Source organism: Telluria sp. BA11 (assembly GCF_056680305.1).
The window spans coordinates 123,428-137,751 of the sequence record NZ_CM155275.1; the positions used below are offsets into that span (position 1 = coordinate 123,428).

At 65.5% G+C, this 14,324-nt stretch carries 11 protein-coding genes; 6 read left to right on the forward strand and 5 right to left on the reverse strand.

The genetic code is table 11. The features are described from left to right. The first annotated feature begins 245 nt into the window (after positions 1-245). The 3 genes from AC1MGT_RS00555 to AC1MGT_RS00565 all read left to right on the forward strand — a co-directional run bounded on the left by AC1MGT_RS00555 (position 246) and on the right by AC1MGT_RS00565 (position 3,385). Positions 246-1,220, forward strand: a complete 975-nt coding sequence (locus AC1MGT_RS00555; protein ID WP_499502432.1) for a tripartite tricarboxylate transporter substrate binding protein BugD — start codon at positions 246-248, stop codon at positions 1,218-1,220. 192 nt (positions 1,221-1,412) lie between these two features. Beyond that, positions 1,413-1,877, forward strand: coding sequence for a tripartite tricarboxylate transporter TctB family protein (locus tag AC1MGT_RS00560; protein ID WP_332531781.1), 465 nt, complete (start codon positions 1,413-1,415; stop codon positions 1,875-1,877). A 5-nt stretch (positions 1,878-1,882) separates the two neighbouring features. Beyond that, positions 1,883-3,385 carry a tripartite tricarboxylate transporter permease gene (locus AC1MGT_RS00565; protein ID WP_332531780.1) on the forward strand — a complete coding sequence of 501 codons (1,503 nt, stop codon included), beginning with the start codon at positions 1,883-1,885 and terminating at the stop codon, positions 3,383-3,385. 330 nt (positions 3,386-3,715) lie between these two features. Here the strand turns inward: AC1MGT_RS00565 and AC1MGT_RS00570 are convergent, their stop codons facing one another. The 3 genes from AC1MGT_RS00570 to AC1MGT_RS00580 form a co-directional block, all read right to left on the reverse strand. Next, positions 3,716-5,059: an ATP-binding protein gene (locus AC1MGT_RS00570; RefSeq protein ID WP_499502433.1), complete on the reverse strand. Its 1,344-nt coding sequence runs from the start codon at positions 5,057-5,059 to the stop codon at positions 3,716-3,718. 153 nt (positions 5,060-5,212) lie between these two features. Next, positions 5,213-6,658, reverse strand: a complete 1,446-nt coding sequence (locus AC1MGT_RS00575; RefSeq protein ID WP_499502434.1) for an NAD-dependent succinate-semialdehyde dehydrogenase — start codon at positions 6,656-6,658, stop codon at positions 5,213-5,215. 31 nt (positions 6,659-6,689) lie between these two features. Continuing rightward, positions 6,690-9,191, reverse strand: coding sequence for a PAS domain-containing hybrid sensor histidine kinase/response regulator family protein (locus AC1MGT_RS00580; RefSeq protein WP_499502435.1), 2,502 nt, complete (start codon positions 9,189-9,191; stop codon positions 6,690-6,692). Between the two features lie 281 nt (positions 9,192-9,472). Between AC1MGT_RS00580 and AC1MGT_RS00585 the strand changes: the two genes are divergently transcribed. The 3 genes from AC1MGT_RS00585 (at position 9,473) to AC1MGT_RS00595 (ending at position 11,647) form a co-directional block, all read left to right on the forward strand. Continuing rightward, positions 9,473-10,540: a catalase family peroxidase gene (locus AC1MGT_RS00585; RefSeq protein ID WP_499502436.1), complete on the forward strand. Its 1,068-nt coding sequence runs from the start codon at positions 9,473-9,475 to the stop codon at positions 10,538-10,540. Then, the gene (locus AC1MGT_RS00590) at positions 10,537-11,067 is read left to right on the forward strand and encodes a cytochrome b (protein ID WP_499502437.1); all 531 of its coding nucleotides are present in this window, start codon (positions 10,537-10,539) and stop codon (positions 11,065-11,067) included. The genes AC1MGT_RS00585 and AC1MGT_RS00590 overlap by 4 nt, the downstream gene beginning before the upstream one ends. A gap of 115 nt (positions 11,068-11,182) precedes the next feature. After that, positions 11,183-11,647, forward strand: coding sequence for a hypothetical protein (locus AC1MGT_RS00595; RefSeq protein WP_499502438.1), 465 nt, complete (start codon positions 11,183-11,185; stop codon positions 11,645-11,647). Between the two features lie 31 nt (positions 11,648-11,678). On the opposite strand, the gene AC1MGT_RS00600 is transcribed toward AC1MGT_RS00595, so the two are convergent. Further along, positions 11,679-13,145, reverse strand: a complete 1,467-nt coding sequence (locus AC1MGT_RS00600) for an MFS transporter (protein ID WP_499502439.1) — start codon at positions 13,143-13,145, stop codon at positions 11,679-11,681. Further along, positions 13,142-14,311 carry an HlyD family secretion protein gene (locus tag AC1MGT_RS00605; RefSeq protein ID WP_499502440.1) on the reverse strand — a complete coding sequence of 390 codons (1,170 nt, stop codon included), beginning with the start codon at positions 14,309-14,311 and terminating at the stop codon, positions 13,142-13,144. The genes AC1MGT_RS00600 and AC1MGT_RS00605 overlap by 4 nt, the downstream gene beginning before the upstream one ends. Positions 14,312-14,324 lie beyond the last annotated feature (13 nt).

Genomic DNA, 14,324 nt, shown 5'->3' on the forward strand with positions numbered 1-14,324 from the left:
CGGCGCTGCAGCGACCAAAAACGCCATCTTCGGATGGCGTTTTTTGTTTTCGGATTTGCGTTTTCTCGCTATTCGTTTTTGCTGAAAAGAGCGTCATGCAAACCACATACGTGTTTCCACGTAGTTGCACAACAATATGTTTGCTGGTAAAACATCTGGTGCGTAAGACAACGCCGCAAGGGAGCACGGCACAGAAATAGTGCCGGTTGCCAAACCAAACCAAAAAGAGATACGAGGACGACACCATGAAGCTCAAGATGCTGTGCGCAGCCGCCTGCCTGACCGCTTTCGGCACGGGCCTGGCCCATGCCCAGGCCTACCCGACCAAGACCATCACCATGATCGTGCCGTTCGCGGCCGGCGGCCCGACCGACACCGTCGCGCGTCTCGTGGCGCAGTCGATGGGCAACACGCTCAAGCAGCAGATCATCGTCGAAAACGTCGGCGGTGCCGGTGGCACGATCGGCGCCGCGCGCGCCGCCAAGGCCGCGCCTGACGGCTACACGCTGTTCCTGCACCACATCGGTCAATCGACCGCGCCGGCGCTGTACCGCAAGCTGCCGTACGACGCGATCACCAGCTTCGAGCCGATCGGTCTGATCACCGACGTGCCAATGACCGTCGTCGCCAAATCGAACTTCCCGGCCAAGGACATGAAAGAGCTGATCACGTACGTGAAAGCCAACAAGGACAAGGTCACCTACGCGCACGCCGGCCTGGGTTCGGCATCGCACCTGTGCGGCATGCTGCTGCAGACCGCAATGGGCGTCGAACTGACCACCGTGCCGTACAAGGGCACCGGCCCGGCGATGAACGACCTGCTGGGCGGCCAGGTGGACTTCATGTGCGACCAGACCACCAACACCACCAGCCAGATCAAGGGCGGCAAAATCAAGGCCTACGGCGTGACGACCAAGACCCCGGTCGCCTCGCTGCCGAACCTGCCGACGCTGGACAAGGCTGGCCTGCCAGGCTTCGAAGTCGGTGTCTGGCACGGCCTGTACGCGCCAAAAGGCACGCCGAAGCCAACCGTCGACGCGCTGTCGAACGCTCTGCGCACCGCACTGCGTGATCCGAACGTGGTCAAGCGCTTCGCCGACCTGGGCACCGAGCCGGTCCCGACCAACCAGGCCACGCCGGAAGCGCTGCGCACGCACCTGAAGCAGCAGATCGACCTGTGGGGCCCGATCATCAAGAAAGCCGGCGCCTTCGCCGACTGATGCCCTGTTGACGACCTCGCGCCGCACCGGCCTGTCCGGCTGCGGTGCGGCGTTGTCGCATCTGGAGCCCGCCCGGCGTCGTTGTCATCGTCGTTGCGCGGGCTGCATCTGTGATCTGCATTCACGCTTTTCGAACCACTGCATCTGCATCTGCATCACCGCATCTGCCACACCATAAAGGGGACCACCACCGTGCCAGCATTTATCCGCCATCCGAAAGACTTTTGGAGTGGCATTGTCTTTCTATTCTTCGGTCTGAGCGCCGTGTACATCGGCCAGGAGTACGAAATGGGCAGTGCCGGCCGCATGGGTCCGGCCTACTTCCCGATCGTGCTGGGCGCCCTGCTCTCGCTGATCGGCGTTGCCTCGTTCGTGCGCTCGTTCTTCCGTCCCGGTGAGGCGATCGGCCGCATCTATTATCGCGAACTGATCATCGTGCTGGCCGCCGTGCTGCTGTTCGGCTTCCTGGTGCGCAATGCGGGCCTGGTGCCTGCGGGCTTCCTGCTGATCCTGATCAGCTCGTACGCCAGCGATAAATTCGAATTGAAGAAGTCACTCGCGCTGGCCGTGGGCATGACGTTGTTTGCAGTTGGTCTGTTCGTCAAGCTGCTTGGCTTGCCGATGCCGATCATTGGCCCTTGGCTCGGTGGGAATTAAATCATATGGAAATTTTCAGTAACCTCGCACTGGGCCTCGAGACGGCCCTGTCCATGCAAAACCTGTTCTACTGCCTGGTCGGCGTGTTTGTCGGCACCGCAGTGGGCGTTCTGCCGGGCCTTGGCCCGATCGCCACCATCGCCATGCTGCTGCCGGCCACGTTCGGCCTGCCACCAGAATCGGCGCTGATCATGCTGGCCGGTATCTACTACGGCGCGCAATACGGTGGCTCGACCACCGCCATCCTGGTCAATCTGCCTGGCGAATCCTCGTCGGTGGTGACCGCACTGGACGGCTACCAGATGGCGCGCAACGGCCAGGCCGGCAAGGCGCTGGCCACTGCGGCGATCTCGTCGTTCTTCGCCGGTACCGTTGCCACGGTCCTGCTGGCCCTGGCCGCGCCGCCACTGGCCGATCTGGCACTCGAATTCGGCCCGGCCGAATACTTCTCGCTGATGGTGCTGGGCCTGGTAGCGTCGGTCGTTCTGGCCAGCGGCTCGCTGCTCAAGGCCATTGGCATGGTGCTGCTCGGCCTGCTGCTGGGCGTGGTCGGTACCGACGTCAACTCAGGTTCGGCGCGCTACACCTTCGACATGCCGGAGCTGGCTGACGGCATCAACTTCGTCATCGTCGCGATGGGCATGTTCGGTATTGGCGAAATCATCCGCAATCTCGAGCACAACGAAGACCGCAATCTGGTGATGAAGAAAGTCACCGGACTGATGCTCAACAAGGAAGACTTCAAGCGCATCATGTGGCCGGTCATCCGCGGCACGGGCCTGGGCTCGCTGCTGGGCATCCTGCCGGGCGGTGGCGCAATGCTGGCCTCGTTCGCGTCGTACTCGCTCGAGAAGAAAGTGTCGAAGAACTCGGCCAACTTCGGCAAAGGCGCCATCGAAGGCGTTGCGGCGCCGGAAGCGGCCAACAACGCCGGCGCGCAGACCTCGTTCATCCCGATGCTGACGCTGGGCATTCCGTCGAACCCAGTGATGGCGCTGATGATCGGCGCGATGATCATCCAGGGCATCCAGCCTGGTCCTGCCGTCATGACCGAGCAGCCTGGCCTGTTCTGGGGCCTGATCGTCTCGATGTGGGTCGGTAACCTGTTCCTCGTCGTGCTGAACCTGCCGATGATCGGCATCTGGGTGCGCATGATCATGGTGCCGTACCAGATGCTGTATCCGGCCATCCTGATGTTCTGCGCGATCGGCGTGTTCAGCTTGAACAACAGTACCTTCGACGTCTATCTGATGGCGCTGTTCGGTCTGCTCGGCTACCTGTGCGCCAAGCTCGAACTGGAGCCCGCGCCAATGCTGCTCGGCTTCATCATCGGCCCGATGATGGAAGAATACCTGCGCCGCGCCCTGCTGCTCTCGCGCGCCGACCCAATGGTATTCATCGAGCGCCCGATCTCGGGCGTGATGCTGGGTCTGGCCGCCGCCGCAATGATCGTCGTGCTGCTGCCATCGCTGCGCAAGAAACGCGAAGAAGCCTTCCAGGAAGACTAAGGCGCCAAGCCAACGTCAACCCGCATTATCCGCACCATCCGCGCCGCCCGGCGCCGGCCTCAAGGCCGGCCCGGGCGGTCGCCGTTTACGCGCGAGAAAACGCCCCCACCCCATCCACCAGATACTGAACAATTAGGGTCAGAGTCGACTTATTGGGCAATTCCTCAATGTTGTCAAACAATTCGACTCCGACCCCAATTGGAAAGCAAGCGCCGCGCGGAATGCTGCCTGAAGGCATTGCACACGGGCCATGTAGAGAAGTTTATTGCTCAATAATTCGACTCTGACCCTAATTGAGTCTTCGTGCTGAGCTGTGGCGATGCGGTGCGATTATTCGCGGCGTTCGGTGTGCAGGGGGAGGAGGACGGTGAAGGTGCTGCCCTGGCCGTCGCCGGGGCTGTGGGCGGTGACGGTGCCGTCGTGGGCTTCGACCAGGTTCTTGACGAGGGCCAGGCCCAGGCCGAGGCCGCCGCCGGTGCGGTCGGCTGAGCGTTCGGCCTGGACGTAGAGGTCGAACAGGCGCGGCATCAGGTCGGGCGCGATGCCCATGCCGTTGTCAGTGATCCGCAGGGCTGCCATCCTGCCCCGTTTTTCCAGGGCGACGTGGATGATGCCGCCACTGTCCGTGTAGCGAATCGCATTGGTGAGCAGATTGCTGGCCACCTGGATCAGGCGCGTGCGGTCGCCCAGCACCAGTAGGCTGGGTACGCCCGCTGCCTGCTCGATGCGATGCCGTTTCTGGTTTGCGGCCGACTGCACCTGCTCGAGCGCGGCAGCGATCACGTCCGCCAGCTCCACCGGCGCTTTTTCCAGTTGCACCAGGCCGCGGCTCACGCGCGAGACGTCCAGCAGATCCTCGACCAGCCGGCTCATGTGCGTGACCTGGCGCCGGATCAGTTCACCCATCTGGTTGGCGCGCTGCGACGTGACGGCCTCGGGCAGCAGCATGCTCGCTGCCATGGCGGCGGCCGACAGCGGCCCGCGCAATTCGTGGCTCAGTGTGGCAAGAAATTCGTCCTTGCTGCGATCGGCTTTCTGCAGCGCGGCAGCCTTGTCGTCCAGCAGATCATTCAGGGCTTCGATATTGCGGTTGCGCTCTTCGAGGCGGGTCGAGACGAGTTGCAGTTCTTCCTGCCGCGCCTGCAGCGCGCTGAGTGCGTCGGCCAGTTCACGGTTCTGGTGGCGCGCTTCCGACAAGGCCGCGTGATTGGGCAGCGTCTCGAACTGCGCCACGAGCGGGCCGAACCCGTCAGCGCTGATGAACCCGGCGCTGGCAGGAAAGCGCTTGCCGACCGTGATCCGGGTGCCGGATGGCCCGCTGGCGATATCAAATTGGTCCATCAGCCGGCGCGCCGACAGGATGCCGACACCCATGCCGGATGTCGACCGGTATGCGCCCGACAAGACGTGCCCGACATCGGCGATGCCGGGTCCGCGGTCGACAAACGTGATGGAAAGATGCTGCGGCGCCATTGCGCCTTCGGCCACGAAGGAGACCGAACCGGCGCCGGCATAGTTGAAGATATTGCGCGCCAGTTCGGACACGACCGTGCCGATACGGGCCTGATCGACGGAACCGAACCCGCAGGCACCGGCGATCTGGCGCGCACGCTGGCGCGCGGCGATCACGTCGAATTCGGTATCGACATTGAGCGTCAGGATGGCCTGCGTCATGCGCGCTGGGGAAAGATCATGGTGTCACTCTACAGAGATAAGTGGCATCTGAAGAGTGCAGAGGCCGGTGGCGGGCAGCATTATACCCCGCCACGACGGCGCATTATCCTACAAATTGTTACACCTGATCCCGCCGCAACGCGACACTGCCAATTACACGCCCACCATCGAGACGGCCTTCGTGTTGAGATACGATTCCAGCGCTTCCGGTCCGCCTTCCGAGCCATAGCCCGAATCCTTGATGCCGCCAAATGGCAGCTCGGCGCTCGGCGTGGCAGGCTGGTTAATCCACAACATTCCCACTTCGACACGGTTCATCAGCAGATGCGCGTTCTTGATCGAGCGCGTGAATGCGTAACCCGCCAGGCCATACGGCAAACGATTGGCTTCCGCAATCATGTCTTCCAGGCTGTCGAAGCCGCGGATGCCGGCGATCGGGCCGAACGGCTCGTCGTTGAACATGCTGGCATCCAGTGGCACGTCGGCCAGGATGGTCGGTGCGAAGAAGTTGCCGCTGGTGCCCACGCGCTCACCGCCCGTTGCCACCGTGGCGCCGCGAGTGCGCGCATCGTCGACCACCTTAGCCATCGCATCCAGACGGCGCGCGTTGGCCAGAGGCCCGAGCGTCGTGCCATCGGCCATGCCGTCGCCCAGCTTGAGGCTTTCGGCGTGCTGCACGAGCGCGCGCGTGAACTCGGCCTTGACCGCGTTATGCACGAGGAAGCGGGTCGGAGAGATGCAGACCTGGCCGGCATTGCGGAACTTGGCCGCGCCCGCCGCCTTGACGGCCAGCGCCACGTCGGCATCCTCGGCGATGATGACCGGCGCATGGCCACCCAGCTCCATCGTCGCGCGCTTCATGTGCGCGCCGGCCAGCGCGGCCAGCTGCTTGCCCACTGGCGTCGAGCCGGTGAAAGTGACCTTGCGGATGATCGGGCTCGGAATCAGGTAACCCGAAATCTCGGCAGGGTCGCCAAACACCAGGCCGACGACGCCCGGCGGCAGGCCGGCATCGACGAAGCACTGCAGCAGCGCCGCTGGCGAAGCCGGCGTTTCTTCCGGCGCCTTGCACAGGAACGAGCAGCCGGTCGTGAGCGCTGCCGCGAGCTTGCGCACGATCTGGTTGATCGGGAAGTTCCAGGGTGTGAACGCGGCGACCGGGCCGACCGGCTCTTTCAGCACGAGCTGCTGCGCGGCCGGATTGCGCGACGGGACGATGCGGCCATACACGCGCATGCCCTCGGCGGCGAACCAGTCGATGATCTCGGCGCCGGCCAGGGCCTCGCCCTTGGCTTCGGCCAGCGGCTTGCCCTGCTCCTGCGTCAGCAGGCGCGCGATGTCGCCAGCGCGCTCGCGCAGCAGCGTCGCGGCGCGGCGCATGATCGCGGCGCGTTCGGCGGCAGGCACGGCGCGCCAGGTCTCGAAGCCCTTCTGGGCGGCGGCCAGCGCGCGATCGAGGTCGGCGATGCTGGCGTGGGCAACCTTGCCGATCGGCTGGCCGGTGGCCGGATTGATCACGGGAATGGTCTTGCCGCCGCTGGCATCGTGCCATTCGTTGGCGATGAGGAGACGGGTATCGGGGTAGCTGGAAGTCGTCATGGTAAGTGGTCCTGTGGTAAGGACGACAATCTTACCGTGGATGGCGACTCCCTGCAGAGGACCCCACCGCTTCGACGGCGCCCGCCTCGGCCATCGAACGGATGCGCGCGGCCATCGCCTCCATCGAAAACGGCTTGGTCAGCACCGCCATCCCCGGATCGAGATAGCCGTTGTTGAGCACCGCATTCTCCGCGTAGCCGGTGATGAACAAGACCTGCAGCCCGGGCCGGCCCGCGCGCCCAGCGTCGGCCATCTGGCGTCCGTTCATGCCGCCGGGCAGCCCCACGTCCGTGACCAGCAGGTCGATCCGCGCATCCGATTGCAGCATCTTGAGTCCCGCCGCGCTGTCGGCGGCCTCGATCCAGCCAAAGCCGAGATCCTGCAGGATGTCGATGACGAGCATGCGCACGGTCGGCTCATCGTCGACAACCAGCACGGTCGCCACCTGCCCCGACTGCGTCAGCGCGGTGGGCGCCGCGACGTCAGGCTCCAGCTCGGTAGCACCAGCGCCGTAATGCCGCGGCAGATAGATGCTCACGGTGGTGCCCTGCCCCACTTCGGAATAGATCCGGACCTGGCCGCCCGACTGCTGCGCGAACCCATAGATCATCGACAGCCCGAGGCCCGTCCCCTGGCCGATCGGCTTGGTCGTGAAGAAGGGCTCGAACGCGCGCGCCACGACGTCCGGCGCCATCCCCACACCCGTGTCGCTGACGGACAAGGCCAGGTACTGGCCCTGCGCCATGTTCTGCTGGCGCGCGACGCGCTCGTCGATCCACTTGTTGGCCGTTTCGACCGTGATGCTGCCACCATCGGGCATGGCGTCACGCGCATTGATGCACAGGTTCAGCAGCGCATTTTCGAGCTGCGACGCGTCGACCAGCGCCGGCCAGGCATCGGCAACGCACACCACCTCGATCCGCACGGCCGGCCCCACCGTGCGCTGGACCAGCTCCTGCATGTCGGTAACGAGCCGGTTCACGTTCGTCGGTTTGGGCATCAAGGTTTGCTGGCGCGAAAACGCCAGCAGGCGATGGGTCAGGGCCGCGGCCCGCTTGGACGCGCCAAGCGCCGTCGCAATGTAGCGGTCGAACTCGTTGTAGCGGCCCTGCTGCATGCGCATCTGCATCAGCTGCAGCGCACCGGAAATACCGGCCAGCAGATTGTTGAAATCGTGCGCCAGGCCACCGGTCAGCTGGCCGACCGCTTCCATTTTCTGGCTCTGGCGCAGGGCATTCTGCATCGCCTCGAGTTCGGCCAGTTGCTCCTGGTCACGCGTGATGTCGCGGCCCACCGCGTTGATCATCGCATCGTGTGCACGCGTGGACCACGAGATCCAGCGGTAACTGCCATCCCGATGGCGGTAGCGGTTGTCGAACCGTTGATGGCCGATCCCCTCCGACAACTCGCGCGCCCCGGCAATCGTATGCGCCATGTCATCCGGATGAATCAGGTCGAACAGATTCGATCCGACCAGCTCGTGCTCGCGCCAGCCCAGCACGGACGACCAGGCCGGATTGGACGCCGTGATCACCCCATCGAACGTACAGCGCAGCATAATGTCCGACGACAGCGTCCACAGCGCATTGCGATCCTGCGCCCGCTCCGCCACCTGGCGCTCGAGATCGAGCAGTATCCGCTTGCGCTGGTCGATGTCGTCGAACACCATAATGATGCCGGCCTGCGCGCCGGCACTGTCGATCAGCGGAACGGCGCTGACAGCGACCCAGGTTTCCGCGCCGTCCGCTGCGCGCCGCAAGAATTCGTCGCCTGGCGTGACGAGCTCGCCCCGCAATGCGCGCGCACTCGGATAGTCGTCGGGCGCCAGCAAGCGACCTTGCGCATCGAACCCGCGCCAGTGTTCCCAGGCGCGCTGCAGGCCATGCGCTGGCGAGAAATCGGGGACAAAGGTCCGGAATACGGGGTTGTTCAGGATGGCTTGCCCATCCATGTCGAACAGGCAGATACCCACTGGCAGGTGCTCGATGACGGTGGCGAGCCGGCTGGCCGCCTCCCTGCGCGCCACGATCTCCTGCTCCAGCGTGATATTGCGCTTGATGAGCTGGGTCTGCGCGGCATCGCGCTCTCTGGCGGCAATGACGCCGGCCGTCGTTTCAGTGGCGATATTGAGAAGGCCAGCAATGTGGCCCTCGCTGCGCAGCGGGCTGTACGCGAACGACCACCACGTCTCTTCTTCGTAGCCACTGCGCGTCATGACCAGCGGTAGATCGGTAAAACTCACCGCTTCGCCGGCCATCACGCGCGCCACCAGCGGACCGATATCGTCCCATATTTCCGACCAGACGTCGGGCAACGGTCGCCCCAGCGCGCCTGGATGGCGTTTGCCGAGAAACGGCACGTACGCCGCGTTGTAGAGCAACGTCTGCTCCGGGCCCCAGGTGGCGCACATCGCCACCGGCGTTGCCAGCATCATGCCGAAGACGGCTTCGAGTGCCGCGGGCCAGGCTGCGCGCGCACCCAGTGGGGTCCCGCTCCAGTCGAATGCCGCGATGTCGGCGTGCGCCGCGTTCACGCCCCTTCCTCAGTGACACGTGCCAGGGTGAGGGGCGCTGGGCGACGGTTGACGAGCATGTAATGACCTTGGCGCATGTAAATATGTAGTGTGAAGCGACATCAATGACCACCGGAATTTTTGCACAATTTGGTGGTTCGCGTTGGACCGTTACGCTCAGCAGTACCGCCGACGCAACGGCGCGACAGGGGACGGCACGCATCAATTTGTTAATCATGCGACAATTCGCCACCGAATTTTCCGGCTGTATGTACCAAGACCCTTTCAAGAGAGTGCCGCCCATGTCACCGCCCAAGCCACGCCACGGTTCCCCGCTGTTATTGCTCCCGATCGCGCTGATCATCATCGCGCTGGCCGTCCTCTTCGCCTGGATTGGCGGCTGGTTCGGCAACAAGAACGTCACGCCGCAGACGATGGTCAATACCGCCGAAGCCTCCGGCACACAGCAACCAGGCGTGCGCCGTGCGCATGCCAAGGGCATCTGCATCGTCGGCACCTTCGCACCGACGCCCGCCGCCGCGCAGCTGTCCACGGCGCGCGTGTTTTCGCAGCCATCAACGCCCGTCCTCGGCCGCTTTTCCAGCCCTGGCAACGACCCGCATTCGCCCGACAACAAGGCGGCCGTGCGCGGCATGGCGCTGCAGCTGAAAACGGACGACGGCCAGGAATGGCGTATGGCGATGAACAGCTTCCCGTTCTTTGCCGCATCCACCCCCGAAGCCTTTCAGGCGCTGAACGCTGCCCGCCTGCCCGACCCGGCGACCGGCAAACCGGATCCGGCCAAGATGGACGCCGTGCTGGCTGCCCATCCGGAAATCAAGAAATTCATGGCGTGGTCCAAGAGTGCGCCCACGCCCGACAGCCTGGCCAACACGCGCTTTAACGGCGTCAATGCGTTTCGCCTGACAAATGCTGCCGGCGCGACGCGCGCCGTGCGCTGGTCGATGCGCCCGCACACGCCGTTCGTGGCGGCCGACCCGGAGCAGCTGAAAACCGCCGACCGCGATTTCCTGGCGGCCGACCTTGATCGCCGTCTGGCGGCCGGCCCGCTGAAATGGGACATGGTCATGCAATTCGCCGAACCGGGCGACCCGATCGAAGACCCATCCAAAGCCTGGCCGGAGACGCGGCCCGAAACGCTCGCCGGCACGCTGACGCTCGTGCGCGCAGAGCCGCAAGTCGCCGGCCCATGCCTCAATCTGAACTTCGATCCGCTGATCCTGCCGAAGGGGATTGCAGGCACCGACGATCCCGTGCTGCATGCCCGTTCGTCGATCTACTCGGTCTCGTTCAACCGCCGCGAGCGTGAAATCAGCACGGGCAACCTCCACACCGGGAGCGTACGATGAACCGTCCACGCCACTTCAACCTGCTGGCCCGCGTACTCCACTGGTCGATGGCCGTCGCGATCCTGGCGATGCTGTTCGTCGGCGCTGCCATGGTGGTGTCGCTGCGCCACCGCGAATTCCTGCTCGACCTGCACCGCCCGCTGGGCCTGGCAATCCTGCTGCTGGCAATCGTGCGTCTCGTGAATCGCTTGCTGAACGCACCACCGCCACTCCCGGCCGATCTGCCACGCATCCAGGTGTGGGCGGCCACCGCGTCGCACTGGGCGCTGTACGCGCTGATGCTGGCCATGCCGCTGATCGGCTGGGCCATGCTGTCGGCCGGCGGCTATCCGATCGTGCTGTTCGACGGCGTGAACCTGCCAGCGATCCTGCCGCACAGCCCCGCGATATACGGCTTCCTGCGTCCGCTGCACGGTGTGCTTGCGTATGTGCTGTTCTTCACGATCCTGGCGCACCTGGGCGCGGCGCTCTACCACGCGTGGGTCCGGCGTGACGAGGTGTTCGGGCAAATGGCAAAGGGCGACTGAGTTATCGGTGCAGCACCGCACCGAGCCCGGGGAGCTCGCCACGTATCGTATTGACTCCATCTGCAGCAGGCGCACGGGCGCCGCGCTGCGGATTCACTTTTCAAGCGAGACGTTCATGCAAAAATACACAGCAGCCATCGTGGGTGGCTTGATCGCAGGCGTGGTCACGACGGCCGTCATGGTCGCAGGCCGCAAATCCGGCGTGCTCACCAAAACGCTCGACCGGGATGCGGTCGACTGGATTGACGACGTGACGGGCTCGCGCGCCGTCATCGGCGACGCCGGCACCAGCGCCGTGGAATTCGTCAATCACCTGGGCGCCTCGGCCGCATTTGCCGCCGCCGTCCCCAAGCTGCGCGAACTGGCCCCAAGCCTGTCGCCGGCCGCCATCGGCACGCTGTACGGCACGGCGCTGTACGCCGTGAACATCGGCGCCATCGCGCCGGTCCTGGGCATTACCGAGGGTGAAGTCCAGGCCGGCCCGCGCAAGGCTGGCGAGCGCTGGGCGATCCACGTGCTGCAAGCCGTCGTCACCGCCGTCCTGGCCGACCGTTTCACCGGTCCTTCGCGTCGTCGTTGATCCGGCTGGACGCGGCACACGTCCTGCGTCCTCAGTCGAAGCGGCGCTGCAACACCAGCAGCGCCGCGCCACCCAGCCCCACCCACATCACGATCCAGAACAGGTCCTGACCTGCCAGCAGGCCGGCTTGCCGTGCCAGCTCGGCCCCGCCGTCGGCCAGCCTTGATGATTTTTCGGCCAGGCGCGACGCATGCAGCGCCGTGCGCTCCTGCAGCCCGATATTGGTCATGCCCACGCCCAGCGCAAGGCCTGCCTGCCCCAGCATGTTTTTAAGTTGCTGGGCATTCGAAAACACCACATTGTCCGCCTGCAGCTCCTTGAACGCGTGGATCGCCGTCGTCGCCATCCCCAGCGTCAGAAAGCCGCCGAACAGGCCAAGCCAGAAGATCACCGCGTCCCACGCATAGGCGCGCGGGTCGAGCGTCGCGAAGCGCCAGCCGAGCAAGGCCAGCATCAGAAAGCCGGTGACGAAAAACTTGGTCGGATGCGGGCGCCGCTTGACCAGTTCGAGCATCACGAAGAACGCGATGACCATGGCCAGCAACCCCGTTCCCTGCAGTTCGCCGGCCTGCTCCAATCCGACGCCAAGGCCCTTCTGCACCACCTGCGGCAGCAGCGTGTTGACCATGCCGAGCATCGCGTAACAGACGCTGAAGATGACGAGGCCCAGGCGATAGCGCGGGCTGCGCAGCACGGCCAGGTGCAGGAACGGCGCACTGCGGCGCGCATGCAGCAACCCGAACGCAGCCAGCAGCGCGAGCCCCAGCACCAGGTGCGCCAGCAGCGATGCGCGTTCGCCATGCCAGTCATACGTCAGGTGCTGCAACGCGTACAGCGTGATGGCCGCGCCGGCCGCCAGCAGCATCGCATCGATGGCATGCATGCGCGATGGCGACCCGCCGGAGGCGCGATCGAGCGTGACGGCGTCCTGCGGCATCCAGCGCGCGGCGATCAGCGCGCCAAGGGTCGCGAGCGCGGCCAGCACCAGAAACATCCCGCCCCACGCTTCGTGGCCCAGCATCTTCGCGGCCACCCAGGGCCCGAGCGCCAGCCCGCCCGACAACGCTGCGCCATACGCGGCAATGCCCTGCAGGCGCTGCGGCGATGGCGGGATCAGGTTGACCATCATGCGCGAGACTGTCATGAACACGCCGCCGCCCAGCGCCATCAGCAGGCGGCCGCCGGCAAAGCCGGCCACGCTGGCGCTCGTGGCGCACACCCACGCACCGAGCAGGTAGAACAGCACGGCGCCCAGCAGGTAGTTGCGCCAGCCGAGGCGCTGCAGCAGCACGGTCATCTGCGAAATCGCCAGCACCGCCACCGCGGCGTACAGCGCCGAGACCGTCGCGTACTCTTCGGGCGAGGCGCCGATATGGCCCATGATCGCGGGCGCAGCCAGCACCGTCATCCCGGTCGACAGAAATTCGATCAGGTTGAACACGAAGATGGCGCCCAGCAGCGCCGGGCGCGGCGTCGGGCTGCCGGCGATTGCGTTCAACGCGCCACCACGGCCGCTGGCGCGCCAAGCGCGCGGCGGATCGCCGCGTCGGCGCCAGCCGACTCCGCCTCGAACACGACGGTCTCGTACGAATGGCGCACCGCACCAGCCTGCAGCAGGCTCGGACCATCCGCGCGGCTGGTATCGATCGCGACGTGCATCGACAGGCCCAGGCGCAGCGGGTGGCGCGCCAGCTCCTGCGCGTCGAGCGCGATGCGCACCGGCACCCGCTGCACGACCTTGATCCAGTTGCCGGTCGCGTTCTGCGCCGGCACGGCGGCAAACGCGCTGCCGGTACCGGCTTCCTGACCGACCACGCGGCCGTGAAACACGACGTCGGCGCCGTACACGTCCGACGTCACGGCCACCGGCTGGCCGATGCGCACGTCCTTCAGCTGCGTCTCTTTCAGGTTGGCCGTGACCCACATCTGGTCGAGCGGGACGATTGCCATCAGCGGCGCGCCTTGCGCCACGCGCTGGCCGATCTGCACATTGCGCCGGGCGACAATGCCGCCCACCGGCGCGGCCAGCGTCGTGCGGGCCAGGCCCAGTGACGCGTCGCGCACGCCGGCAATCGACGACAGCACGTCCGGATGCTGCTCGAGCGTCGTGCCGTCGACCAGCGCCCGCGCCGCATCCACCTGCTGGCGCGCGGCGTTCAAGGCAGCGCGGGCGGCGCCCACGGCATCGTCGGCGTGACGGATGTCTTCGCCCGACACGGCGCCCGTATCGGCCAGCTGACGGCGGCGCGCCAGATCGCTCTCTGCCCTGGCCAGGTCGGACTCACGCTGCACGACAGTTGAGCGCAATTGCCCGACGCCGGCCAGTTGCGAGCGCACCTGGCGCGCCGACCTGGCCAGCGCCGCTTCGGCGCGGTCCAGCGCCAGCCGGGCGTCGACGTCATTGAGCTGGACCAGCACCTCGCCCGGCCGCACGAAATCCGTGTTGTCCGCTGCGATGCGCGTGACGGTGCCCGCGACCTGCGGCGTGACGTGCACCAGATTGCCCTCCACGTAAGCGTCTTCGGTCTGCTGGCTGTCCCAGCCGATGCCCAGCACCCCGGGCGAGGACCAGGCAATGCCGGCGGCAGCGGCCAGCACGGCGGCGCAAAGGCCAAGCGCCAGCTTGCGCCGGCTTTGCGGCGCCTGATTGGTTTGTTCAGTCATGGGATGATTCCAA